General features: G+C 57.1%; 22 protein-coding genes. 18 read left to right on the forward strand and 4 right to left on the reverse strand.

The genetic code is table 11. The features are described from left to right. Window positions 1-43 precede the first annotated feature (43 nt). The 8 genes from lpxD (at window position 44) to tilS (ending at window position 10,157) form a co-directional block, all read left to right on the forward strand. Window positions 44-1,093 (forward strand): UDP-3-O-(3-hydroxymyristoyl)glucosamine N-acyltransferase, encoded by a 1,050-nt coding sequence (lpxD, locus tag RZA33_RS09295; RefSeq protein ID WP_317507572.1) that lies wholly within the window; start codon window positions 44-46, stop codon window positions 1,091-1,093. A 130-nt stretch (window positions 1,094-1,223) separates the two neighbouring features. Continuing rightward, window positions 1,224-1,667 carry a 3-hydroxyacyl-ACP dehydratase FabZ gene (gene fabZ, locus RZA33_RS09300; RefSeq protein WP_035576564.1) on the forward strand — a complete coding sequence of 148 codons (444 nt, stop codon included), beginning with the start codon at window positions 1,224-1,226 and terminating at the stop codon, window positions 1,665-1,667. Continuing rightward, the gene (gene lpxA, locus RZA33_RS09305; RefSeq protein ID WP_317507573.1) at window positions 1,664-2,431 is read left to right on the forward strand and encodes an acyl-ACP--UDP-N-acetylglucosamine O-acyltransferase; all 768 of its coding nucleotides are present in this window, start codon (window positions 1,664-1,666) and stop codon (window positions 2,429-2,431) included. Before fabZ ends, lpxA begins: the two co-directional genes overlap by 4 nt. Window positions 2,432-2,448: 17 nt before the next feature. Further along, entirely contained in the window at window positions 2,449-3,621 is a 1,173-nt protein-coding gene (lpxB, locus tag RZA33_RS09310) for a lipid-A-disaccharide synthase (RefSeq protein ID WP_317507574.1), read from the forward strand. After that, window positions 3,611-4,258: a ribonuclease HII gene (rnhB, locus tag RZA33_RS09315; RefSeq protein ID WP_317507575.1), complete on the forward strand. Its 648-nt coding sequence runs from the start codon at window positions 3,611-3,613 to the stop codon at window positions 4,256-4,258. Before lpxB ends, rnhB begins: the two co-directional genes overlap by 11 nt. A 37-nt stretch (window positions 4,259-4,295) precedes the next feature. Beyond that, complete coding sequence (dnaE, locus tag RZA33_RS09320; RefSeq protein ID WP_317507576.1) at window positions 4,296-7,802, forward strand: DNA polymerase III subunit alpha; 3,507 nt, start codon at window positions 4,296-4,298, stop codon at window positions 7,800-7,802. A gap of 101 nt (window positions 7,803-7,903) precedes the next feature. Beyond that, a complete protein-coding gene (locus tag RZA33_RS09325; RefSeq protein WP_317507577.1) occupies window positions 7,904-8,860 on the forward strand; it encodes an acetyl-CoA carboxylase carboxyltransferase subunit alpha in 957 nt (318 codons plus the stop codon). Continuing rightward, window positions 8,841-10,157: a tRNA lysidine(34) synthetase TilS gene (tilS, locus tag RZA33_RS09330; RefSeq protein ID WP_317507578.1), complete on the forward strand. Its 1,317-nt coding sequence runs from the start codon at window positions 8,841-8,843 to the stop codon at window positions 10,155-10,157. Before RZA33_RS09325 ends, tilS begins: the two co-directional genes overlap by 20 nt. Here tilS and ppx read toward each other — a convergent pair. Further along, window positions 10,132-11,685 carry an exopolyphosphatase gene (gene ppx, locus RZA33_RS09335; protein WP_317507579.1) on the reverse strand — a complete coding sequence of 518 codons (1,554 nt, stop codon included), beginning with the start codon at window positions 11,683-11,685 and terminating at the stop codon, window positions 10,132-10,134. The genes tilS and ppx overlap by 26 nt on opposite strands. 515 nt (window positions 11,686-12,200) lie before the next feature. On the opposite strand from ppx, the gene rho reads away from it, so the two are divergent. From rho to RZA33_RS09370, 7 genes are all read left to right on the forward strand, one after another. After that, complete coding sequence (rho, locus tag RZA33_RS09340; RefSeq protein WP_008959860.1) at window positions 12,201-13,460, forward strand: transcription termination factor Rho; 1,260 nt, start codon at window positions 12,201-12,203, stop codon at window positions 13,458-13,460. A gap of 31 nt (window positions 13,461-13,491) precedes the next feature. Further along, complete coding sequence (gene ubiD / locus RZA33_RS09345) at window positions 13,492-14,982, forward strand: 4-hydroxy-3-polyprenylbenzoate decarboxylase (protein ID WP_317507580.1); 1,491 nt, start codon at window positions 13,492-13,494, stop codon at window positions 14,980-14,982. A gap of 41 nt (window positions 14,983-15,023) precedes the next feature. After that, window positions 15,024-15,764 (forward strand): NAD(P)H-flavin reductase, encoded by a 741-nt coding sequence (locus RZA33_RS09350; protein ID WP_317507581.1) that lies wholly within the window; start codon window positions 15,024-15,026, stop codon window positions 15,762-15,764. 73 nt (window positions 15,765-15,837) lie between these two features. Continuing rightward, on the forward strand, window positions 15,838-15,966 hold the full coding sequence (locus tag RZA33_RS09355; RefSeq protein WP_317507582.1) for a hypothetical protein: 129 nt from the start codon (window positions 15,838-15,840) through the stop codon (window positions 15,964-15,966). Window positions 15,967-16,573: 607 nt separating this feature from the next. Beyond that, complete coding sequence (locus tag RZA33_RS09360; protein ID WP_317507583.1) at window positions 16,574-17,671, forward strand: 3-deoxy-7-phosphoheptulonate synthase; 1,098 nt, start codon at window positions 16,574-16,576, stop codon at window positions 17,669-17,671. Window positions 17,672-17,750: 79 nt separating this feature from the next. Further along, window positions 17,751-18,263, forward strand: coding sequence for a DUF3087 family protein (locus tag RZA33_RS09365; RefSeq protein ID WP_317507584.1), 513 nt, complete (start codon window positions 17,751-17,753; stop codon window positions 18,261-18,263). Window positions 18,264-18,409: 146 nt separating this feature from the next. Next, the gene (locus RZA33_RS09370) at window positions 18,410-19,138 is read left to right on the forward strand and encodes an MliC family protein (RefSeq protein ID WP_317507585.1); all 729 of its coding nucleotides are present in this window, start codon (window positions 18,410-18,412) and stop codon (window positions 19,136-19,138) included. Between the two features lie 21 nt (window positions 19,139-19,159). On the opposite strand, the gene RZA33_RS09375 is transcribed toward RZA33_RS09370, so the two are convergent. Next, the gene (locus RZA33_RS09375) at window positions 19,160-20,230 is read right to left on the reverse strand and encodes a metal-dependent hydrolase (RefSeq protein WP_317507586.1); all 1,071 of its coding nucleotides are present in this window, start codon (window positions 20,228-20,230) and stop codon (window positions 19,160-19,162) included. A gap of 120 nt (window positions 20,231-20,350) precedes the next feature. Between RZA33_RS09375 and RZA33_RS09380 the strand changes: the two genes are divergently transcribed. Genes RZA33_RS09380 through RZA33_RS09390 form a run of 3 tightly spaced genes read left to right on the forward strand, consistent with a single transcriptional unit; the run spans window position 20,351 to window position 21,751 of the window. Next, a complete protein-coding gene (locus tag RZA33_RS09380; RefSeq protein WP_416337859.1) occupies window positions 20,351-20,758 on the forward strand; it encodes a DUF411 domain-containing protein in 408 nt (135 codons plus the stop codon). Window positions 20,759-20,796: 38 nt separating this feature from the next. Further along, complete coding sequence (gene gloA, locus RZA33_RS09385) at window positions 20,797-21,237, forward strand: lactoylglutathione lyase (protein WP_317507588.1); 441 nt, start codon at window positions 20,797-20,799, stop codon at window positions 21,235-21,237. Window positions 21,238-21,289: 52 nt separating this feature from the next. Further along, the gene (locus RZA33_RS09390) at window positions 21,290-21,751 is read left to right on the forward strand and encodes an META domain-containing protein (RefSeq protein ID WP_317507589.1); all 462 of its coding nucleotides are present in this window, start codon (window positions 21,290-21,292) and stop codon (window positions 21,749-21,751) included. 17 nt (window positions 21,752-21,768) lie between these two features. Here the strand turns inward: RZA33_RS09390 and RZA33_RS09395 are convergent, their stop codons facing one another. Both RZA33_RS09395 and RZA33_RS09400 read right to left on the reverse strand, forming a co-directional pair. Then, the gene (locus RZA33_RS09395; RefSeq protein WP_317507590.1) at window positions 21,769-22,902 is read right to left on the reverse strand and encodes an FAD-dependent oxidoreductase; all 1,134 of its coding nucleotides are present in this window, start codon (window positions 22,900-22,902) and stop codon (window positions 21,769-21,771) included. Further along, a complete protein-coding gene (locus RZA33_RS09400) occupies window positions 22,899-25,046 on the reverse strand; it encodes an FAD-dependent oxidoreductase (RefSeq protein ID WP_317507591.1) in 2,148 nt (715 codons plus the stop codon). Before RZA33_RS09400 ends, RZA33_RS09395 begins: the two co-directional genes overlap by 4 nt. Window positions 25,047-25,098 lie beyond the last annotated feature (52 nt).

Here is a 25,098-nt window from a genome sequence, read left to right on the forward strand (position 1 = left end):
CGACGGGTGTGGCTTAGCCTCACCAATGCTTCCCTGGGTTCCCATGACGCAAACTTCTTATCAGCTTACCCTTGCCGACATTGCGCATCATTTAGGCATCGTTTTCAGCGGCAATACACAGCAGCCGATCCGCGGCCTGGCAACGCTGAAAGATGCGCAGCCGGACCAAGTGGCTTTCCTGGCCAATCGGGCCTACCTGAAAGATTTGGCGACAACCAAGGCAGCAGCGGTGTTGCTGCACCCCGAGCATGGCAAACACTGCCCAGTGCCACGCCTGGAAATCGAAAATCCCTATCTGGGCTATGCCCAGCTGTCGCAGCTATTCGACCCGCTGCCAGTAAGAGATATTGTTGGCATCCACCCCACAGCGGTTGTGGCCGAAGACGCTCAGTTAGGCGCCGATGTCAGCATTCAAGCGCACGCCGTGATAGAAGCGGGTGTCGTGTTGGGTGACCGTGTCGTGGTGGGGGCTGGCTGCGTGATCGGGGCTGACAGTATTATCGGTGAAGCAACACGTCTGCATGCCAATGTCACTGTGTGCCATGGCGTAGTGGTAGGCAAAAGAGGGATCCTGCAAAGCGGCTGTGTCATCGGCGGCGATGGCTTTGGTTTCGCCCACGACGGTGCTGGCTGGCATAAAATTGCCCAGCTCGGTGGCGTTGTGCTGGGGGATGATGTTGAAGTGGGCAGCTGCTCCAGCATCGACCGTGGTGCGCTGGGGGATACGGTGATTGGCGATGACGTTAAAATTGATAGTCAGGTGCAAATTGCCCACAACGTCACTATCGGTGATCACAGTGCCTTGGCGGGCTGTGTAGGTATCGCCGGTTCTACTAAGGTCGGCAAGCACTGTATGCTGGGTGGCGGCGCAGGCTTGTCCGGTCATCTAACCATCTGCGATGGTGTTCAGGTGACGGGAATGAGTTTAGTCACTAACTCAATCCATGCGCCTGGAATTTACTCCTCGGGGACCGGTGCCATGGCTAATAACCAGTGGCGAAAAAACGCAGTACGTTTTAAACAGCTTGATGACATCGCTAAGCGCTTGGCAAGATTAGAAAAAAAAACAGCGCGATTAATGCATGCTGAATGAAAATAATCCCCTCGGCTTGAGGCTAACTAGCAACACGTTATAATCCACTGCCTTTTACCCGCTGGCGTGCTGGGTTTGCCTGACTCTCTTCAAGAGTTCCAGGGTTTTTGTCATTTTAGAGGTCGCTACAATGGTTATGGATATCAATGAAATTCGCGAGTACTTGCCCCACCGCTACCCATTTTTGCTGGTGGACCGAGTAACGCAGCTTGCCATTGGCGAGTCCATTGTTGCGTATAAGAACGTTAGTATTAACGAGCCTTTCTTCAACGGCCATTTTCCCCATCATCCGATTATGCCCGGCGTGCTGGTCATTGAAGCCCTGGCCCAGGTATGTGGCATTCTTGGTTTTAAAACGGTCAATAAATTGCCTGCCGATGGCTACGTCTACTATCTGGTTGGTAGCGACAAAGTGCGTTTCAAACGTCCGGTGATGCCCGGTGACAAGCTCACATTGGAAGCCGACGTGATTAAAGGTAAGCGCGGTATTTGGAAGTTTGCCTGCCGCGCCAGTGTTGATGGTGAACTGGCTTGTGAAGCGGAAATTATTTGTGCTGAGAGGAAGGTGGCTTGATACATCCTACTGCTCTGGTCGACTCGACGGCGCGCCTTTCCGACGACGTTGAGGTAGGCCCTTTTAGTATCATTGGCCCCGACGTCACCATTGGGGCGGGCTCGGTCATTGGCCCGCACGTGGTGGTTAAAGGCCCTACTACGCTGGGTAAGCGTACGCGTATCTTTCAATTTGCCTCGGTGGGCGAAGACTGTCAGGACAAGAAATACGCTGGCGAGCCGACGCGGCTAGTGATGGGTGACGATAATGTCATCCGCGAAGGCGCTACGATTCACCGAGGTACTGTTCAGGACCGCAGCGAAACCACCATCGGTTCGCGAAACCTGTTGATGGCCTATGTGCACGTTGGCCATGACTGTTTGATTGGTAACGACTGTATCCTGGCCAATCAGGTCACCCTGGCGGGCCATGTGACGGTCGGCGATCACGTCATCCTGGGCGGCCTGGCGGCGGTGCATCAGTTTTGTCATTTCGGCGATCATGCCATGGCTGGAGGTGGCTCGATTATCACCAAAGATACGCCTGCCTATATCATGATTAATGGCAACCCTGCCGAAGCGCGGGGACTTAACCTAGTGGGTTTAAAGCGGCGAGGCTTTAGCCGCGAAGCAATCAGTGCGCTCACCGCCGCTTATAAAATGGTCTATCGCCAAGGGCTGACCACTGAACAGGCGCTTGCCGAAATGCGCAGCCGCTTTGAACTGCCTGAGGTTGAACTCTTTGCCGCCTCCATTGAGCGTTCGACCCGCGGTATCACCCGCTAACCGATGCTAATCACCTTATGACTCTGCAACGCGTTTATCTCGTGGCCGGAGAGCTTTCCGGTGATATTCTTGGCGCGGGCCTAATGCGTGAACTCAAAGCACGCCACCCTACCGTCGAGTTCCGTGGCATCGGCGGGCCGCGTATGCAGGCGGAGGGTATGCAGAGCCGCTTTCCTTTAGAGACCCTCGCGGTGATGGGGTTGGTTGAAGTGCTGAAGCACCTCCCCGAACTGATCCGTGTAAGGCGCACCCTAAAAGCCGAATCATTGGCCTGGCAGCCGGATATTATGCTCGGCATCGATGCGCCTGACTTCAATTTAGGCCTGGAGCGCCAGCTGTGTGAAGCGGGCATTACCACCGCCCACTACGTAAGCCCTTCCGTATGGGCGTGGCGTCAAGGGCGGGTAAAAGGCATCGCCAAGTCAGTTAACGGTATGCTAACACTGCTGCCTTTTGAAGCTGCCTTTTATCGCGAACACCGTGTCCCCGTCGCCTTTGTGGGCCACCCCTTGGCCGACGAAATGCCGCTGGAAAATGACCGTGCTGCCACCCGCCAGACGCTGGGACTAGCATCGGATAGCCAAGTGTTGGCGCTGTTGCCCGGCTCCCGGGCCAATGAAATTCGTTTTTTGGGCGCGACCTTTCTCGCCGCCGCCGAACAGCTCTGCCAGCACCACCCCACGCTGCAAGTGGTGGTCCCTGCCGCGACCGCTGATCGCCGCCGGGAAATCAGCGCACTGCTTGCCAATTACCCGCTGCTGGCGGAGCGTATAACACTGCTGGATGGCCAAGCCCGCGAAGCGATGGTGGCCAGCAATATTGTACTGCTGGCCTCGGGGACCGCCGCGCTGGAAGCCATGCTGTGTCATCGCAGCATGCTGGTGGCCTATAAAATGGCCCCGATGACGCATTGGCTGGCCAAGCGAATGGTGAAAACTCAGTGGGTATCCTTGCCCAACTTGATCGCGCAAGAAACCCTGGTGCCTGAACTGATTCAAGACGCCGCCTCGCCGGAGGTGATTGCCGACCAGCTAAGCACTATGCTGGAAGACGAGCCACGCCGCCATGCTCTGGAAGCGCGCTTTGCCGAGATGCACGCTACGCTGCAGCGCAACGCCAGCCGTCGCGCTGCAGAGGCGATTGGCTTACTGGCCGCAGGTCAGCCGCTGGAGGATGTTGATGGTGCTTAAAAGCGGGTCGACAGAGCAGTGGCTGATTGAGCATAAGGATTTTCCGACGTTAGAAATTGCTTACGTTGGCGAGCGGCTCGCGGGGGTCGATGAGGTGGGCCGCGGGCCGCTGATAGGCAGCGTGGTGGCTGCGGCGGTAATTCTCGACCCACTTAGGTCCATTGACGGTCTTACCGATTCAAAAAAATTGACGGCGCGCAAACGTGAAGCGCTGGATAGTCAGATTCGCGAGCGGGCGTTAGCTTTTGCTGTGGCAGAAGCCAGTGCCGCTGAAGTGGACGCACTGAATATTTACCACGCCACCCACTTGGCCATGCGTCGCGCCATTGATGCGCTGGCACCGGCGGCAGAGTACCTCCTTGTGGATGGCAATAAACTGCCTGGACATCAGCTGCCTGGCCAGGCCGTGGTGAAGGGCGATTCACGCCACTGCGCTATTGCCGCCGCGTCGATTTTGGCCAAAGTCGCCCGCGATTCCCAGATGGTCGCCCTGGATGAGTGCTATCCTGAATATGGGTTTGCGCGCCATAAAGGCTATCCGACCAAAGAGCACCTGACGGCGCTCGCGGCTCACGGACCCCTTGCCGAACATCGCCGTAGCTTCGCGCCTGTGCAGCGTCAGTTGGCGCTGCTGTAACGTATTTTTCTTCACCTAGCGTTTTGCTGAGAGTCCCATGACGGTTCCGTTCGTTCATTTACGTTTGCACAGTGAATACTCCCTGGTTGATGGCCTTGTGAAGCTAAAGTCGCTGGTCAGTACCACCGCTGAGCGGGCGATGCCGGCGCTGGCGCTGACCGATGAAGCTAATCTCTTTGGTCTAGTGAAGTTTTATAAAGCTGCCCAGGGGGCGGGCTTAAAGCCGATTATCGGCAGCGATTTATGGCTGCACAATCCCCACGACGAATCGCACCCTTACCGGCTCACGCTGCTAGCGATGAACGATGTGGGCTATCGCAACCTTACCGAGCTGATTTCCAAAGGCTGGACCGACGGCCAGCGCCAGGGCCGGGCAATTCTCGACAAGCAGTGGGTCATGGACCAAAGCGCAGGCCTCATAGCGCTGTCGGGTGGGCGCGAGGGCGAGATAGGCCGCCACTTGCTCTCAGAGCACGAGCATGAAGCGACAACACTGCTTGAGGAATGGCAACGGGCCTTCCCGGATCGGTTCTATCTTGAGCTGATTCGTACCGGCCGCCCCCTTGAAGAGAGTTGCGTGCACGCCAGTGTTAAGTTGGCCATTGAAACAGGCACGCCGGTGGTGGCGACCAATGACGTGCGCTTTCTTGAGCGTGACGACTATTGGGCGCACGAAACCCGCGTCGCCATCGGCGAAGGTAAAGCACTGGACGACCCGCGCCGCGAGCGCCGCTACACCGAAGAGCAATACCTGAAAAGCCCTGAGGAGATGGCCGAGCTGTTCGCGGATATCCCTGAGGCGCTTGAAAACAGCGTAATGATTGCCGAGCGCTGTAGCGTCAACGTGCGCCTGGGGGAGATATTCCTGCCCGAGTTCGGCATTCCAGAAGGGATGACCCAGGATGAGTTTTTCCGCAAGGTTTCCCACGATGGCCTAACGGATCGGCTCGATTTTCTGTTTCCTGCTGAACGTTACCCCCGTGACAGTGAAGAGTACCAGGCGATCGACCAGCGCTACCGCGACCGGCTGGAGTTCGAGCTCAACGTTATCATCCAGATGGGTTTCCCTGGCTACTTCCTGATCGTGATGGACTTTATCCAGTGGGCCAAGGACAACAACGTGCCGGTAGGCCCAGGGCGCGGTTCCGGTGCCGGCTCGTTGGTGGCCTACGCGCAAAAGATCACTGACCTAGACCCGATTGGCTACGACCTGCTGTTCGAGCGCTTTTTGAACCCTGAACGTGTCTCCATGCCCGACTTTGACGTCGATTTCTGCATGGAAAAGCGCGATAAAGTGATCGATTATGTCGCCGAGCGCTACGGCCGTAATGCGGTCTCCCAGATTGTCACCTTTGGCACCATGGCGGCGAAGGCTGTGGTGCGCGATGTGGCGCGTGCCCAGGGTAGGCCCTACTCGCTGGGCGACAAGCTCTCCAAGCTGATTCCCTTTGAAGTCGGCATGACCCTGGCCAAGGCCATTGAGCAGGAGCCCGCGCTCAAAGAGTTTATCGGCAACGACGAAGAAGCCGAAGAGATCTGGGAGATGGCCCTAAAGCTTGAGGGCACTACGCGGGGCACCGGCAAGCACGCGGGCGGCGTGGTCATAGCGCCCACTAAACTGACCGATTTTTCACCGCTTCTTTGCGATGAAGACGGCTCCGGCTTGATGGTTCAGTTCGACAAAAACGATATCGAAGAAGCCGGACTGGTCAAGTTCGACTTTCTGGGCCTGCGGACGCTGACGATTATCGACTGGGCGCTGGAAATGGTCGACAAGGTGCGCGATGTGAACGGCCAGGGGCCGCTCAATATCGACGCCATTCCGTTGGACGACGCACCGACCTTTGAGATGCTCAAACGCGCCGAAACCACGGCGGTCTTCCAGCTCGAATCCCGCGGCATGAAAGAGCTGATCAAGCGTCTGCTGCCCGACTCCCTGGACGATATGATCGCCCTGGTGGCCCTGTTCCGCCCTGGCCCGTTGCAGTCGGGCATGGTGGATGACTTTATCAACCGTAAGCACGGCCGGGCCGAAGTATCTTATCCACACCCGGATTACCAGCACGAGCTGTTGAAGCCGGTGCTGGCGCCCACCTACGGCATCATCCTTTACCAAGAGCAGGTCATGCAGATCGCTCAGGTCATGGCGGGCTACAGCCTTGGCCAGGCGGATATGCTGCGCCGCGCGATGGGTAAGAAAAAGCCCGAAGAGATGGCCAAGCAGCGCGACGGCTTTATGGAGGGCTGTGCTGCTAACGGTATCGATAAAGACTTAGCCGGTAACATCTTTGACCTGGTAGAGAAATTCGCCGGTTACGGCTTTAACAAATCGCACTCTGCCGCCTACGCCCTGGTGTCTTACCAAACCGCCTGGCTGAAAGCCCACTATCCGGGGCCTTTTATGGCCGCTGTGTTGTCCACGGAAATGGACAATCTGGATAAAGTGGTACCGCTGATTGAGGAGTGCCGCCACCTCAAGCTCACCGTGACGCCGCCGGACGTCAACGTGGGTGGCTACAAGTTCACCGTCGATACCGATGCCCGCGTAGTTTATGGCCTGGGTGCGATTCGTGGTGTGGGCGAAGGCCCGATTGGCGCCATTGTCGACGCCCGCGAGGCAGATGGCCCTTTCAACGATATCTTCGATTTCTGCCGGCGTATTGATCCCAAAAGGATGAATAAACGCACGCTGGAAGCGCTGATTCGCTCTGGTGCACTGGATACCCTAGGCCCTAATCGCGCGGTGCTTTTCGCGGCAATGGAAGATGCGCTAAAAGCTGCTGCGCAGAACCACACCAATCAAAACCTGGGTATGCTGGATATGTTTGGCGATGCGTTCGCCGCGGCCGATGAAAGTGACAGCAACGTTTACGCTGAGTACATGAACGCCCGGGCGTGGACTGACCGCGAACGGCTGTCCGGCGAGAAAGATACCCTGGGGCTTTACCTTACGGGGCATCCGATTGACGAGTACGAGCGGGAGCTAAAACGTTTTGTCTCCACGCGGATCAGCGATTTAAAACCCTCCCGCGACCCTCAGCGTGTTGCTGGGCTGGTGGTCGGCGTGCGCACCATGAAGTCCAAGCGTGGCGACACCATGGCGTTTATCACCTTGGATGACCGCACCGGACGTATTGAAGCATCGCTGTTTGGGGAGCTATTCGAGCAGCTGCGCGGTCAGATTGAGGCTGATCAGGTGCTCATCGTAGAAGGTGAGGTCTCCAGCGATGAGTTTTCCGGCGGCCTGCGGCTGCGCGGTAAAGACGTCACACCGATGGTGACAGCGCGCGTTCGCTACGGCCAAGCCGTGGAGCTGGCACTTGATGCCGGGCAGATTAATGGGCGCTTAATTGAGAGCCTGCGCGATAGTTTGTCTCCTTACCGCGATGAGATGGGGTTGCCGGTGCGTTTGCAGTATCGTCATCCATCAGCGGTGGCGTGGCTGGAACTTGCCGATGAGTGGAAAGTCGCACCGAGTGACGACTTACTGCTGGCGTTGCGGGATGTCCAGGGCCAGACAGGCGTACAGCTACGCTATCGATAAAGTGTGACAGAAGGGCACTTACCTTGCGTGACAGGGTTATGGTGCGATAATACTTATTTTGATCAGGCTTGTTTTTGACAGGCAGCTTACAGGCAGAGCCGATGAATCCTAATTATCTCGATTTTGAACAGCCGATTGCCGAACTTCAGGCAAAAATTGAGGAGCTGCGGTTAGTCAGCTCCGATAGCCAAGTCAACCTTTCCGACGAGATTGCTCGGCTGGAAGAGAAGAGCCGCAAGCTGACGGAATCGATCTTCAAGGATTTGACTCCCTGGCAGGTTTCTCAGATATCACGACACCCTCAGCGTCCTTACACGCTGGACTACCTTGAACACGTCTTCAGCGATTTTGACGAGCTGCACGGTGACCGCAATTTTGCCGATGATGCCGCGCTAGTAGGCGGGATCGCACGGTTGAACGATGCGCCGGTGATGGTGATCGGCCACCAGAAAGGCCGCGACGTTAAAGAGAAAGTGCGTCGCAACTTCGGTATGCCCCGACCTGAAGGTTATCGCAAAGCGTGCCGCCTGATGGAAATGGCTGAGCGTTTTAAAATGCCGGTGCTGACATTTATTGACACGCCGGGCGCTTACCCAGGCATCGACGCCGAAGAACGCGGTCAGTCAGAGGCCATTGCCTACAATCTAGCGGTGATGTCGCGTCTAAAAACGCCGATTATTTCGACGGTGGTGGGAGAAGGCGGTTCTGGTGGCGCGCTCGCCATTGGCGTATGCGACGAACTGCAAATGCTGCAGTACTCCACCTACTCAGTGATTTCGCCGGAAGGCTGCGCCTCGATTCTGTGGAAAAGCGCTGAAAAAGCCTCCGAAGCGGCCCAAGCCATGGGTATTACCGCCGAACGCTTAAAAGAGCTGGGTTTTGTCGATTCGCTGATCAAAGAGCCGCTTGGCGGGTCCCATCGCCATCCGTTAACCACCGCTGAGCGGGTTAAAGAAGCCTTGTCAGCGAGCCTTGAACGTTTGCAAACGATGGACACCGATGCGCTGCTAGAGCGTCGCTATAAGCGTTTAATGAGCTATGGCGCCCCTACTGCTTAGTAGACTCCAAGGCCTGCTCAACGACGCCCTGGCGGAAACCCCGCCAGGGCGTGCTGTTTGGATAGCGCTCTCTGGCGGCTTGGATTCCTGCCTGCTGCTGGCGTTAAGCGCAGACGTCTGCAAGCAAGCAGACCGACCCCTGCGCGCTGTTCATATCAATCACGGCCTACAGGCTGCAGCGCAGACGTTTGAGCGGCACTGTCGCATGCTGTGTGAGCGTTTTAACGTGCCGCTGACAGTGGTCAATGTGGCGGTAGATACACAGGGCGATGGCATTGAAGGCGCGGCGCGCAACGCTCGCTATGAGGCTTTTTTTGCCACCGTTCCGCCTGGCGATGCGCTGTGGCTGGCTCAGCACCAGGACGATCAGGCGGAAACCTTTCTGCTGGCCGCCCTGCGCGGCAGTGGGTTGCGCGGCCTGGCGGGCATGCCTTTTCGGCGTGAGGCTCACGGCATTACCTTGATGCGCCCGTGGCTGAGCGTCAATCGAGCGCAGCTGGAAGCCGCAGCGCATTCGTTAGCTCTCACCTGGTGCGATGACCCCACCAATAGCGATATTCGCCTTGATCGCAACCGCCTGCGCCACCGGGTGCTGCCAGCGATCCGGGAACGCTGGCCGGCCGCTGCCGCCGCCTTGGCGAACAGCACAGAACATGCCAGCGAAACCGATACGTTGCTGGGCGAATACGCTCAAGAAGAACTGCAAACCTTACTAGTCAATAGCCAATACATCGACGCGACTGCGCTGGGCGAATTCTCCCGCCCACGGCAGCGGTTGCTGGTGCGAACCTATTGTCATCAGGAAAGCTTGCCAACGCCGCCGCAAAAGCGCCTGGAAAGCCTACTGGATCAACTCACAGCCAAGGCGGATGCTGAGGTATGCGTTGAGTGGCCGGGCGCTCAAGCGCGCCTATGGCGCCAGCGGCTCTATCTGATGGCGCCGCTGCAAACGCTACCACCCTGGTCGGTTAGCTGGGACGGCCAAGCGCCACTTGAGACCCCGCTAGGGCCGTTAGGCTGGCAGGTGGCGCCGTCTCAAGCAGGCACGCAAGATTTTCGGTCCACGCAACGGCTACAGGTGACCTGGCGACAGGGGGGCGAAGTCATGCAACTGGTGGGTCGGGGGCGACGTGACCTCAAGCGGCTGCTGCAAGAGGCCGAGGTGCCGCCTTGGGAGCGCGGGCGGCTGGTGGTCATTAGTCAAGCGGATGCGTGTATTGGGGTAGTCCGTCCCCCTGCCCAGCTGCTGTGTCAGGCCGAGGGTGTGGTGTTTACTCGCCAGGCGTCGCCTGCTTAATCGTCAGCTTAAAACCTGCCGCTTGCATATAGGCCTGCTCCTGCTCCAAATCGGTGCTCAACAGGGTAGGTTCATCGCCGTTGGTCAGGGTAATCGTTAGACTGTCGGCGTCGGCGCTTATCGCTGGGAGTGGAGGGGCAGTTTCCGGCCGCGAATGATTGAGCAGCACGGCTAAACGCAGTAGGCGCGCGAGCTTTGAAGTGATCTCCTGCTGGGCTTTAGGCAGCGTCTGCCACTCTTTGAGCGGAAACTTGCGTCGATGAGCGCGCACTAAAAACGCCAGCTGACGCTGTTCAGGGCGTGAAAAACCAGCGAGATCCGAGTACTCCAGCAGGTAGGCGCCATGGCGATGAAACTGGCTATGCGAGATGGCCAGGCCGATTTCATGTACGTGGCTGGCCCATTGTAAATAGCGTGCTTGATCAAGGTTTAGCGACCAAGCTTGGCGTACCTGGTGAAATAGGCGCTCCGCAGTGTCGGCGACGTTGGCTCCTTGGCGGGTATCCACATCGTAGGTGCGCTTTAACGACTCCAGGCTTTTCGAGCGCGAATCCTCAGCGGTATTACGCCCAGCCATGTCGTAGAGCACGCCTTCGCGCAGGGCGCCGTCGGCAAAGCGCATCTGGGTTAAGTCAAAGGCTTCAAAAATCGCCCCCAGGATGGCAATCCCCGCCGGAAAGACTTTAGCGCGGTCGGCTTTAAGCCCATCTAGTTCGACTTTATCCAGCTGTTTACACTTAATCAGCCGCTCACGCAGTTTCTTTAGACCACTTTGGGTAATCACGCCTTCATGTGGGGTGTCACCGTAAGCATGTAATACACTAGCCGCTGCTTTGATGGTGCCACTAGAGCCGACCGGGTCATCCCAGCCTAGGCGTTGATAAGGTCGCTGAATATTGGCGAGCTCGGAAAGGGCGGCTAACTCGGCTCGGCGCATGCGCTTCTCGCTTAACTCACCATCGGGGAAAAAGCGCCGTGAAAAGGTCACGCAACCCATGCGCAGGCTTTCCAGCGCTTTGGGCTCAAAGGCTTCACCGATGATAAATTCGGTTGAGCCGCCGCCAATATCGACGATTAATCGGCGACCATTTTCGGCCAGGGCGTGGGCTGCGCCCAGGTAAATTAGTCGAGCTTCTTCGCGGCCGGCAATAATCTCAATGGCGTGCCCTAGCTGAGCCTCGGCACGCTCGATAAAGGTTTGGCTATTGTCGGCATCGCGAAGCGCGTTGGTGCCCACAATGCGCAAATTGGCATTGGTAATGTCGCTTAAAAACGGCGCAAAGCGGCCCAGGCAGTCCAATGCGCGCTGCATGGCGTCTTCGCTGAGCAGGCCGTTGTCGTCTAACCCCGCCGCCAACTGTACTTTTTCGCCTAGGCGAGCCACCACTTGGAGGCGCTCGTGTTGGTAGTTGGCCACCAGTAGGTGAAAGCTGTTCGAGCCCAGGTCAATGGCGGCGAAGCGCTGCGGGGCACTGCTATCAATCTCAGCGTTGGCGTCGGCAATGGGGAGCGAAAGGTCCTTGGGCATGAGCTATCCTTCGTGTTGGCTGTGCCAAGGTTGCGGTGACCTTTATCTATTGTCAATTACCAAAGGCTTGCGTTTGTCGCGTTGCTTGACTAACATCGGGCTACTGGCTTGATATGACCTAGTTATTTAGCGTGTCCACAAGCTCAGCGTTGTGGTTCGATTTGTCTTAAGCTGTACCACAAGTCATTTCGCATACGTTGTTCAAGCACGGCACCTTGGTCACCCCAGACGTTATTCACCTTGTTAGCGTCAGCCAGATTTCCAAGTCGTCAGATAACCCACTGGTTTAGCCACTCTCCTGTGCGAGCCAGCTTTAACAAGTGTCAGCACCCTCGAGTTGAGTCTTGATAACGACCGGCAATAGCATCGTTAGCTGAGTCCAACGTAGTTCCTTTCACCTTCGAGCGCGTGCCTTTACCGGGATCTGAACGCATCACACGGCGTCACTTTCACGCCTCCTGTCTTACTCCCGGCGCCTGGCGCCTAGCTTCCATGAGCAACTTTCTAACACACCGATGAATCTCACTGAACTCAAGCAAAAAACCGTCCCCGAGCTTCTCGATATCGCCCGTGAAATGGGTATCGATAACTTAGCCCGTTCGCGCAAGCAGGACATCATTTTCGCCATCCTCAAAAAGCATGCCAAAAGTGGCGAGGATATTTACGGCGACGGTGTGCTGGAAATTCTTCAGGATGGCTTCGGCTTCCTGCGTAGCGCTGATAGTTCCTATCTCGCTGGCCCGGACGATATTTATATTTCGCCTTCGCAGATTCGTCGTTTCAATCTGCGCAAGGGTGATTCCATTTCAGGCAAAATCCGCCCGCCGAAGGAGGGGGAGCGTTATTTCGCCCTGCTGAAGGTCAGTCAAATTAACTTTGACCGTCCGGAAAATGCCAAGCACAAGATTCTGTTTGAGAACTTAACGCCGCTGTTCCCAGACGATCGCATGCGTATGGAGATCGGCAACGGCTCCACGGAAGACCTTACCGCGCGGATCATCGATCTAACCGCGCCGATTGGTAAAGGCCAACGTGGTCTGCTGGTGTCGCCGCCCAAGGCGGGTAAAACGCTGATGTTGCAAAACATCGCGACCTCCATTACACGCAACAACCCAGAGTGTCATCTGATTGTACTGCTGATCGATGAGCGCCCTGAGGAAGTCACCGAAATGTCGCGCACCGTGCGTGGCGAAGTGGTGGCGTCGACCTTCGATGAGCCGCCTGCGCGTCACGTGCAAGTCGCTGAAATGGTCATCGAGAAAGCCAAACGGTTGGTTGAACACAAAAAAGACGTGGTCATCCTGCTCGACTCGATTACCCGCCTAGCGCGTGCTTACAACACCGTGGTACCCAGCTCCGGCAAAGTACTCACCGGTGGTGTCGATGCCCACGCCCTTGAAAAGCCCAAGCGCTTCTTCGGCGCGGCGCGTAATATCGAAGAGGGCGGCAGCCTGACGATTATCGCCACGGCGCTGGTGGATACCGGCTCGAAGATGGACGAAGTGATCTTCGAAGAGTTCAAGGGTACCGGTAATATGGAAGCCCACTTGGACCGCAAACTGGCTGAGCGGCGCGTCTTCCCGGCGATTAATATTCGCCGCAGTGGTACCCGGCGTGAAGACCTGCTGGCCTCCGAAGAGGAAATGCAGCGTATGTGGATTCTGCGTAAGCTGCTCAATCCGATGGAAGACACCGCCGCCACCGAATTCCTGATTGACCGTCTGAAAGATACCAAGACCAATCTTGAGTTCTTTGAAGCGATGAAGCGCCGCTAGCGCGGCGCATTCGCCAGCCAGGGAGCGTGCCTTGAAGTATAAAGACTTGCGCGAGTTCATCGCGGCGCTTGAAGCGCAGGGCGAACTCAAGCGTATTTCCGTCGAAGTCGATCCTTACCTGGAAATCACCGAGATTTGCGACCGCACCCTGCGTGCCGGTGGCCCAGCGTTGCTGTTTGAAAACGTCAAAGGCCACGACATGCCGCTGCTAGGCAACCTGTTTGGTACCCCCAAACGGGTGGCGCTGGGCATGGGTCAAGACTCGGTAGAAGCGCTAAGAGAAGTCGGTAAGCTATTGGCGTTTCTCAAAGAACCCGATCCGCCGAAAGGCTTAAAAGATGCCTGGGACAAGCTGCCGATCTTCAAGCAAGTGCTCAGCATGGGGCCGAAAAACGTTAAACAAGCCCCGGTGCAAGAAGTAGTCTACGAAGACGACGAGGTCGATCTTGGTTTACTGCCGATTCAGCACTGCTGGCCGGGTGACGCAGGTCCTCTAGTGACATGGCCGCTGGTGATTACCAAAGGGCCACACAAGAAGCGCCAGAATCTAGGGATTTACCGTCAGCAGAAGATTGGCAAGAACCGGCTAATCATGCGCTGGCTCTCCCATCGTGGCGGGGCGCTGGATTTTCTTGAATTTCAAAAAGCCCACCCGGGTGAGCCTTTCCCCGTCGCAGTGGCGCTAGGCGCCGACCCAGCGACGATTTTGGGTGCGGTAACGCCGGTGCCGGATTCGCTCTCGGAATACGCTTTTGCAGGCCTGCTGCGCGGGTCGCGTACTGAGCTTGTCAAGTGCGGCCACGCTGACCTGGATGTGCCCGCCTCGAGCGAGATCATCCTTGAAGGCTTTATTTACCCCGATGACATGGCAGCGGAAGGCCCTTTTGGTGACCACACCGGTTACTATAACGAGGTCGACCACTTTCCGGTATTTACCATCACCCGGATGACCATGCGCCGCGATGCGATTTACCACTCGACTTACACCGGGCGTCCCCCGGATGAACCGGCGATTCTTGGGGTGGCGTTGAATGAAGTGTTTGTGCCTATTCTGTGCAAGCAGTTTCCTGAAATCGTCGACTTCTACCTGCCACCGGAAGGCTGTTCTTACCGCATGGCGGTAGTGACAATGAAGAAGCAGTATCCTGGTCACGCTAAACGCGTGATGATGGGGGTCTGGAGCTTCTTGCGCCAATTTATGTACACCAAGTTTGTGATTGTGCTGGATGACGACGTGGATGCACGCAATTGGGAGGACGTGATTTGGGCGATCACGACCCGCATGGACCCCGCGCGCGACACCACAATGGTCGAGAATACGCCGATTGATTATCTCGATTTTGCCTCGCCAGTCTCAGGCCTGGGTTCAAAAATGGGCCTTGATGCCACCAACAAGTGGCCAGGAGAAACCGATCGCGAATGGGGCACCCCCATCGTGATGGACGAGGCTGTCAAAGCGCGCGTGGATGACCGCTGGGCAGCGCTGGGCATTGACCTTGAACTGCCGCCGCCGCGCCGCTGAATGCGCTGTATCGCTGACCCCATTTGCAAAAAGAGGCTTTCATGAGTGCAAGGACGTTAACGTGTCAAGTCACCGAGGTTGAAAACCTAAACCCCGATGTGTTCGGCGTAACCCTAGCCGGGCGCGCTGAAGCCATGCAGCATGCGCCGGGGCAATACTTAGAATTAAAGTTAGATGACGCGACCTGGGTGCCGTTTTCGATTGCCAGCCCTGAACGTGGCGATGGCATCATTGAGCTGCATATCCAGCACTGGCCGGAGCGGGATAACTCCGCACGGCTGCGCGAGCTGTTGCAAGTAGCCAACCAGCTCACCCTGCGTTTGCCCGGCGGCGAATGCGTGCTGGACCTTCAAAGCCAGCGGCCGCTATTGCTAATTGCCGCCGGCACCGGTTTCTCACAGATGAAGGCGATTATCGAAGCGGTGCTACACGAACAGCCCGGCCGGGAAATCTCGCTGTGGTGGGCCGTTCGCGACCACCGCGATCTCTATTTGGAACAGCTGGCCAGCCAATGGGCGCAAACCCATGCCAATGTCTGCTTTCATGCGGTAACCGAATCGCCCTTGGAAGAGCCGTTAGCCGCAGGAGAGCGGATTAGCCATCACCAAGGGCGTATCGATCAGGTGTTGAAAACGGCAGATATCACTCCAGAGACCCACGATGTTTACATCTCGGGGTCACCCAACATGGTGTACGCCTGTCTAGATGCGCTGGAAACAAAAGGCGTAAAACTAGACCGTGTGTATTCTGATGTATTTGCCTATGCACCACGGGCTAACTAATATATCCCCAAACGTGGTCACTCCCCTGGTGACCGAGTAGTGATAAGTCGCAGTGATAAAAAAGGAGGCTAACATGGCCCATCACGACGAAGGCGGTAAAGACGAATCTGGCTTTTTGTCCATTTTTCTAGGCATAGTAGTCTTGGTTAGCATGACAGCATTACCCGCCACGATTGGCTGGGTACAAGCTTTTAGCGGTTGAGTGTTGCCATTTGTACCGCTTGCAGGCAGGATAAAATATTAAGCCATTGCGGCGGCCCTTGCAGACGATTGACTGGGGCTAGCAATTGCCAGCGGAATTAACAGGACCTAACGGAATACGGCATGCAGCGACTAACCACACCACATACAGGTAATCCACAGTCAGAATTGGCTAGTGGCTTTGCGTTTTATGGGTATTGGTTTAGCCACGGTGTGCCCTTGGCCGACGATTAATGTCGCGCCACCAGGCACACCACTCGGTTGCCTGCCGCAAGCACAGAAGCCCCGGTCGGTAACCCCGCCGGGGCTTCTGGCGTTTAGGGGCCTGGCTATTTTCGAACATAGCCATTTTTGAACATAGTCATTTTTGAGCATAGCTATTTTGGGACCTACGCAGTTTTATCATTAACAGGTTTCATCGTTATTTCATCAAGGAGCAGCATCATGATGTATCGCGCACTGACTAACGCTTACGCTACCGGCTTCGTGGGTTATGGCTATGGCTGGCGATTTAGCGACGCGCGGTCGGTGCTAGCTGCCACCTCCGACCGTGTTCACTTGGGTGGTCACACAGCCATACGATGTCACACGATTGCGGAGAATAAATCATGAATGCGCCTATTAGCCCCGTTATTAATAAAACCGTTGAAACCACTGCCCATGCTACTTCCCGGCTAATGCCTTCAGCGGCTGAGCCCACTGCAAAGCGGCTGCCTACCCCCGCCGAGCTCCGGCAACGCATCTCGTTAAGCGACCCACTAAGCGAGCAGGTCGCCCGTCAGCGCCACGCCGTACAGCAGATACTAACGGGCCACGATAACCGCTTGCTTGTCGTGGTTGGCCCTTGCTCTGTGCACGACCCCGACGCCGCGTTGGAATACGCCGACCGTCTAGCCGCGCTAAGTGATGAAGTGAGTGATTACATTTTGCCGGTGATGCGTGTCTACGTTGAAAAGCCGCGTACGACGGTGGGCTGGAAAGGACTGGCTTACGACCCAGGTTTGGATGGCAGCGGTGATGTGCCGCGTGGTTTGGCGCTTTCTCGCGAATTGATGCACGCTGTCGCCGCGCGCGGCCTGCCGGTGGCTACCGAGCTGTTACAACCCATGCTGGCGCCTTACCTGGATGATTTGCTGAGCTGGGTAGCGATTGGCGCGCGCACGACCGAATCCCAGCTGCACCGTGAGTTGGCCAGCGATTTGACGGCAGCGGTGGGATTCAAAAACGCCACCAGCGGTGATGTGCAAGTGGCTATCGATGCCATGGGAGCGGCGGCCCATCCGCACCAGCGTTTTGCGGTAGATGCCCAAGGCCATCCTGTTGTCCAGCAAACCGCGGGCAACCCACACACTCACGTTGTGCTACGCGGCGGCCATGGTGAACCCAACTACCAGACCCAGCACGTTCACGCGGCCACTAACGCGCTGCGCAACGCCGGGCAAAACCCACGGCTAATGGTCGATTGTAGCCACGCCAATGCGCGTAAAGACCACCGCCGTCAAAGTGAAGTAATGCTGGATGTATTAGCGCAGCGTCAGGCGGGCGAAGCCAACCTGGTAGCACTGATGCTGGAGAGCCATCTATTTGAAGGCAAGCAGCCGCTCAAGCCCGGCGCGCTGCGCTACGGCGTATCGGTCACCGACGCCTGCGTGGGTTGGGAAACCACCGAGCACTTACTCAAAACGGCTGCTGAGCGCTTGGCGTAAGCATTTCTGTCGTACATTGACTTGTTTGGCCTGTCCAGCCCCGTATCATAAGTCACTTCTTTTGATGATGAGGCTGGCCATGGTATTTACCTTCGAGCATCACGACCCCGCGACCTACCGCCGCAAAGCCCGCATGATCAGCTTTGCCATGGCGGCACAGTTGATCATTTTTGGCCTGCTATTTTCCATGCTACTCACCTCAACCTTCGGCAGCAGCCTGTGGTTGAACGGTTTAGGCGTGCTACTTGGGCTGTTGGCCACCAGTGCGCTATTTGCCGCGCTGCGTGAGCGCCCCTGGATGACCGAGGTACGCTATGTCTGGCAACTTAAACACCACCTGTCGCAAGTCAGCGGTTACCTTTCGCAACTGCGTAAAGCGGTAGAAGAGGATAATCGCACGGCAATGGATCTGCTCACCTTCTACCATCAGGGCATGGCCCAGTTGGCGGAACTGAACGGACGCACTACCGACGACGATGCCGAGCGGCTAGCAGAAAAAATGCAGGTAAAAATCAAACGCGAAGAGATGGGCTTGCCGCCGGAGGTGGACGGTGTTGATACGCAAGATCTGCAAGCCTTTAAACGTAGCTAAGCAATACCGTCAGCCATACCGCCAATGATAGCGTGGGAAATGGTGCCAGACACACAGGAAGCACAACGCATGAATACGTTAAAAGTATTAGTTTTAAAGACAGGGGTCTTAACAAAATCAGTGTTAAAAACAGGGGGCGTAACAGCATGGGCGTAACAAAAAGCGTTGGAGCAGTGGTGGCTACTGGCTTGGTAGCGTTACTCGCGGGCTGTGCAGCGACGCCTGCTACAGAAATGGCCGCGGCTAATCAGACAACGCTGGAAAACCGGGCGCCATTGCTGCCCTCGGCGCTTTTTCCTGGCTCGGCACAGCGCTTTTCTGCTTGGCATTGCGAGCCCGCTCAGCAGCACTTGGTCACCGCTACCAATGCTAACGATTTGCGCCTATGGTCGCTGCACGGCGCCTGGCAGCTGCCCCAAGCAGTCGTTGCCAGTGGCGCTCGCTATCAAGACGGTGAGATCAGCTTCTGGAATCGGGGTGACAAGGCGCGCGTGGAAACGCCGCGCGGTCAGCTGAAGTGCTCGCAAGCCGAGCAGCGCGACGCCTTAACCCGAGCTGCAAAGCCCGGCGTGATGTTCTTTGGTCAGGGTAACGAGCCTGGCTGGACGGTCGCGTTAGCCAACGATACGCCGACGCTGACCATGGAGATGAATTACGGAGCAGAGACCGTTGAATTGCCCTATATGGTCAGCGTGATGGATAACGAGGCGGGTAGGGTAGTGATTGAAAACGCCGACGTAGCGCCTTTTTTCCGCGTGCGTATTGAAGCCGGTGCCTGTTTTGACAACATGAGCGGCAAGCCTTTCCCCGCGCGGGTAACGCTTACCTATGGTGGGGAGCAGTATAGCGGCTGTGGCCAAGGTATTGCCCCCTAAGTGGATCTTAGGAGCGCTAGATCAGCAACGATAGACAATACGCTCGATCAACCACTCTTGCGCCACAAAATCGCTAGCGCATAGGGCTGAGATGTTGCCCGCGGCCCGAGCAGCGAGGCGCGATAGCGTTTCCATCTGAACACTGCGGGTGCTTTCCACCTGTTCGCTGACGGCAAGCGGTTCCCAGTGCTTATTCTCTAAGCTCGCCAGGGTAAAGCTAAACGGATGAAAGCCTGGAAAACCCAGCCGAATATCGGTGGCGATCAGGGTTTCTCTACCGTTCATCTGGCGCGTTTCATAGCGCAGGAAGGGGCCTGTAAACCAAGCTAAGCGTTGCCCTTGCAGGCTCGATAAGGCTGCCGCTTCAAAGTCGGCGTTACGCATTAGCGGCTCAAGTTGCGGCACATGGTCGCCATCGAACAGGCTGATCAGGCTCTCATAATAGCGATCGCCGTCAACCACCGTGGCACGCCAAAGCACGATATTGAACGGGGTCGGCTGTATCAGTAGCGGGGCGTCTTCCAGGCCTTGTTTCGCCAGTACAGGGTCAAGGCGCTGCTCAATCACTGTCTTGGCGCCCGCCGCTATCAGCAAATAAACACAGGTGACGGCTAACCCCCACGAGCAGGCCTGACGCACCCGCTTGGAGGCGACGGCAACCCCCAGGGCGACGAGCAGCGTCAGGGTATAGAACGGATCGATAATAAAAATAATCGGCCATGCCGCGGGAGCCACGTCCAGTGGCCAAAACAGCTGGGTGCCGTAAGTCGTCAGTGCATCCAGCAACGGGTGGGTAATGAGTATTAGCGCAAAAAAGCCCCACCAGCGGGGTAGCGAAATGTTCCGCGCGGGCGCGAAGCGGGCGCATAGCAGCGCCAGCAGCGTGGCCAATCCCGAAAGCACAAACAGCGAGTGGCTAAAACCACGGTGCTCGGTGACATTCGCCACCGCATCGCCGTAATCCAATACCACATCAAGGTCCGGCAGGGTGCCCAGGACGGCACCAAGGAGCACGGCTTTGCGGCCTAAGCGTCGGCCCAGCACGGCACCGCCAACGGCCGCACCCAGTGCAGCTTGTGTTAGTGAATCCACTGGTTTCTCCGACAGGTAAACCCAGCTAAGATAGAGCGATGATCTGTTCTTGTACAGTGCTGTCGAAGGAGTTTTTCCATGTCGCATTCTTGTTTAGGTAAGCAATGGTTAGGCGCCGTAATGCTAGCTGCCGCCTTCCCAGTGTTCGCCGCCCCCACGGTTGACGTGCACAGCGACCCCAACTGCGGCTGCTGTGGTGCCTGGGTTGAGCACTTGGAAGCGCAGGGGTTTGAGGTCAATCATCACCGCGATGGCGATTTGCGTGAGATAAAAATCGCCAACGGTGTCACGCCTGAACTAGCCTCTTGTCATACGGCGCTGGTCGACGGCTATGTGATCGAAGGCCATGTGCCCGCCAGCGATATAAAGCGCCTGCTTGAAGAGCAACCCGACGTGGTAGGGCTTAGCGTACCCGGCATGCCCCACGGCACGCCTGGGATGGAAACCGGCCGAGTGGATGATTATGCCGTGCTCAGCTGGCGCGATGAGAATCAGACCCCTGAGATTTTCCGCGAATATACTCAGTAACTAGAAATTTACTACTCTTTGGCAAATCAGGAGCCGATATGCAATATCTTCATACCATGGTCCGCGTGAGTGATTTGGATGCTTCACTGCATTTTTACTGTAACCTGCTAGGTCTTAAGGAAGTCCGCCGTAAAGAGAATGAAAAAGGCCGCTTTACGCTTGTTTTCCTCGCCGCCCCCGATGATGAGGAACGTTCTGCCCAGCTCACCGCCCCCGAACTAGAGCTGACCTATAACTGGGACCCGGAAGAGTATACCGGCGGGCGTAATTTCGGCCATTTGGCCTACCGGGTGGATGATATCTATGCGCTTTGCCAGCACCTACAGGATAACGGCGTGACGATTAATCGCCCGCCCCGTGACGGCCACATGGCGTTTGTTAAATCGCCGGATGGCATCTCCGTAGAGCTGTTGCAAAAGGGCGATGCGCTAGCGCCAAAAGAGCCCTGGGCGTCAATGGAAAACACCGGGAGCTGGTAAGCATTGGCTGGTTAGCATACGTTGGTAAGCATGACATAAGGATAGGATCAACATGACCATGAAAGGTTGGCGTTTATTGCCATGGCTTACCTCGGTCGCGCTGCTATTGAGTGCCTGTAGCAGCGCACCTGGACCAGGCGCGGCGCCGCAGGAAGGGCCAAGGGGGGCTGAGCTCTCCGGGCCTATCGTTGAGCAGCGCTGGAATCTACTGCTAGTGGGCACCAATGAGCGGCTATCGATGCCGGAAACGCCGTTTTTCGAGATTGATAACGTAGGCAACGTCAGTGGTCACGATGGCTGTAACCGCTTTAGCGGCGAGGTCACACTCGGCGACAACCAGCGTATTGAGTTTGGCGAACTGGCAACCACGCGCATGGCCTGCCCGCAAATGGACGATGCCCAGCGCGTCACCGATATGCTGGAGACCGCCTACCGCTATTTGATTGACCATGATCGGTTGGTCTTTTTCGGCCCGGATAGTCGGGTGTTAGGCGGCTGGCGCGAAGCGCGATAACTAGTTCTTAAAAAAGGCTAGTTCTCAAAAGGCGGATTGAAGCGGGCGATAAAGCGCGCGTCAATTCGCTTTTTACATTGCCATACCCACTTTCCTGATACCCCAAAGGCACCACGGCTGGCAATGGCGCGGCCATCGCCGGTGCCAATCAGTGCTAATACGCGGTTGGGCGGTTGCCAAGCGGTTAACGTCTCCGCGTGGCAGGCACGGCGCAGGTTGGCCGCTAAGTGCGGGCCCATGCGCACCGCGTAAACTCCCGCATTAGGCAGTGGCGGTGTTAATGCCGCGCAGTCGCCAGAGGCAAAAATTCCCGGATGGCCAGGGACTTCCAGCGTGTTGTTAACGTGAATAAAACGGTGCTTATCCAGCGGCAGCGGTGTATTCGCCAACCAGTAGTGGCCGACTGCCCCAGTGGCCCACAGCACGATATCGGCATCAACGCGCAGGTTGCAATGAGTTAATACGCCGCCGTCTATTAAGGCACGCCCACGTACCTGTTGGTGCACGCAAATGCCCGCGCGTGATAGCGCTCGCTGGGTTAGCCAGCGTGGCAAGTAACCGGCGCCGGGGAGTAGTTCGTCCGCCGCACTGAGCAAATGGCCCTGCCAATCGATATCCGGACGCTTGTCGCGTAGCTGGGCCAGCACGCTCATCAGCGTTTCGCAGCCAGCGGCCCCTCCGCCAACGCCCACAACGCGCTGGGGGATATCGCGGGGCAGTTGGCTAATGTCATTTTGTAGGCCCTGCCAGCGCTGGTGTAACGTGCTTAGCGGGCGCATAGCCAGTAGTTTGGGAGGGCGTTCGCCGTGCAGTTCCGGGCTGGCTAGCGTCGAGCCGATGTTCAACGAGGCGACGTCAAACGCAATGCGTTCGCCATTGGCAAGCGTGACGTAACGTGCCTGGGTGTCAATGGCGATAACGGGTGCAACAATAAGTCGCGCATTGGCACGCTGACAAAGTGCCGCTACGTCAATTTGCGTTTCCCGCAGCGTACATTCCCCCGCCAGCCATGCCGGTACGCTGCCGGAGTAAGCTGCTAAAGGACTGTCGCTAACAACGGTAATCGCGATGCCCGCATCAGGCTGTTGGGCAAACGCTTCCAGCACAAAGGCATGGGCATGGCCCGCGCCGATGAGTAACAGCTGCTTCATTGCCCCTCACCGCGCCGCCAGTTGAAGTAACGCTTCAATAGTGCCAGCGCCCGCTCGGGTTTGTGGGCGTTTTTCCAAACGCCAGCCGTGGCTTTGGCGGCCTCGCCAAGCGTTGGGTAGGGGTGAATGGTCCCTAGCAGCTTGTTGAGGCCCAGGCCGTGCTTCATGGCAATGGTGAACTCACCTAACCACTCGCCGGCGTTTTCGGCCACGATGGTCGCACCGAGAATCTTATCGCGGCCGGGCACGGTGAGTACTTTAATAAAGCCCTCGCGGGCGCCTTCGGCAATTGCGCGGTCGCTTTCACTCATGGCATAGCGGGTCACTTCATAGGCAATGCCTTTATCGATCGCCTCTTTCTCGTTGAGCCCAACCCGGGCGACTTCCGGCTGTACGTAGGTAACGGCGGGCATAAAGCGGTAATCCACCGCAAAGCTTTTCAGCTCGCCAAACAGCGCATTGACCGCTGCGTGCCAGGCTTGGTGAGCCGCCGCGTGAGTGAGCTGGTAAGGCCCAGCCAAATCACCGCAGGCCCAGATATTGGGCAGCCGGGTTTGCAGCCGCTCGTTAAGCTCTAAGGTGCCCGCCTGCGTGGTGGTGATCCCCAGCGCCTCAAGCCCCAAGCCCTCCACGTTGGCTTGGCGGCCCACGCTGACCAGCAGATAATCAAAGGCCAGTGTGATGAGTTCACCCTGGTGCTCGACGGCTAGTTGATAGCTGCCCTCTTCTTCGCTAAGCACTTCCAGCGCCTGGGTGTTGGTCATTACCGTGACGCCTTCGCCAGCCAGGGTGGCTTCTACGTGCTCGCCGACCTCTTGATCTTCGCGGCTCAGCAGGTGGGAAACCCCTTCTACCAGGGTGACCTGACTGCCTAAACGGGCAAAACTTTGGCTCAGTTCACAGCCAATCGCGCCGCCGCCGAGCACCACCAGGCGCTTGGGCAATTCGGTTAACGACCAGAGGTTTTCTGACGTCAGCACGGGGGCTATTTCGATACCCGGTAGCGCCGGCACCCGTGGCCGGGCGCCGGTGGCCAAGACGATATGCCGGGCGGTGAGGGTTTTGTCGCCGACCTGGATCTCCCAGGGCGAGCGCAGCGTAGCGTGGTCCTGGTAGACCTCAACGCCCAGGCCTGTGTAGCGCTCAACGCTGTCGTGGGGTTCGATAGCGGTAATCGATTGGTGGACGTGCCCCATCACCTTGGCAAAATCGACCTGCGGTTCGCTGGAGGAGACACCGAAGCGATTCGCGGTGCGGATCTCATGGGCGGCACGGGCGGCGCGAATGAGCGCTTTGGAGGGCACGCAGCCGGTATTCAAACAGTCGCCGCCCATTTTGTGTTTTTCCACCAGCGCCACCTTGGCGTTAACAGCGCTGGCGATATAGCTGGTGACCAAGCCCGCCGAGCCAGCGCCGATCACCACGATGTCGTAGTCAAACTGCTGGGGGCGGCTAAAGCCTTGATAGGCTTTGCGCTTTTGCACAAACAACACAATGCGTCGGGCTATCCAGGGGAAAATCGCCAGCAGTGCAAACGACGCCAGCAGCGTCGGCGAGATAATGCCGCCCAAGCTTTCTAGCTCGCCCAGCTGGCCGCCCGCGTTGACGTAGATTGCCGTGCCGGGGAGCATGGCTACTTGGCTTACCCAATAAAAGGTGATGGTTTTAATCCGCGTTAGCCCCATGACGAGGTTGATCATAAAGAACGGAAAGGCCGGCACTAAACGCAGCGTAAAGAGGTAGAGGGCACCGTCGCGCTCGACGCCGCGATTCACCGCAGCGAACTGGCGGGGAAAGCGTTTCTCAATCGGCTTTTGGAATAAAAAGCGTGATAATAAAAAGGCTAGCGTGGCGCCCAGGGTGCTAGCAAACGAGATGATTAGTAGCCCCCAGCCGAGACCAAAGAGCGCCCCGCCCAACAGCGTCAACAATGTTGCACCCGGCAGCGAAAGCGCGGTCATCACCACGTAAACGGCAAAAAAGATGCCGGCCACCTGCCAGGGATGTTGGTTGAATGCCACCTGGAAGTCGCTTTGGTAGGCCTTTAGCGTATCCAGGGTGAACCATTGATGGGCACCGCTTAGAAAGAACGCCCCAATGGCGATTAGCAGTAGCGCGGCAATAATCAAACGTTGTCGGGTCACGGTAGGCTCCAGCGCTTAGTGATAAAAATCGTTCTGCTCAATCAAGTTGCTC

Origin of the sequence: Halovibrio sp. HP20-59 (genome assembly GCF_033052795.2) — a bacterium.
Taxonomy (GTDB): Bacteria; Pseudomonadota; Gammaproteobacteria; order Pseudomonadales; family Halomonadaceae; genus Vreelandella.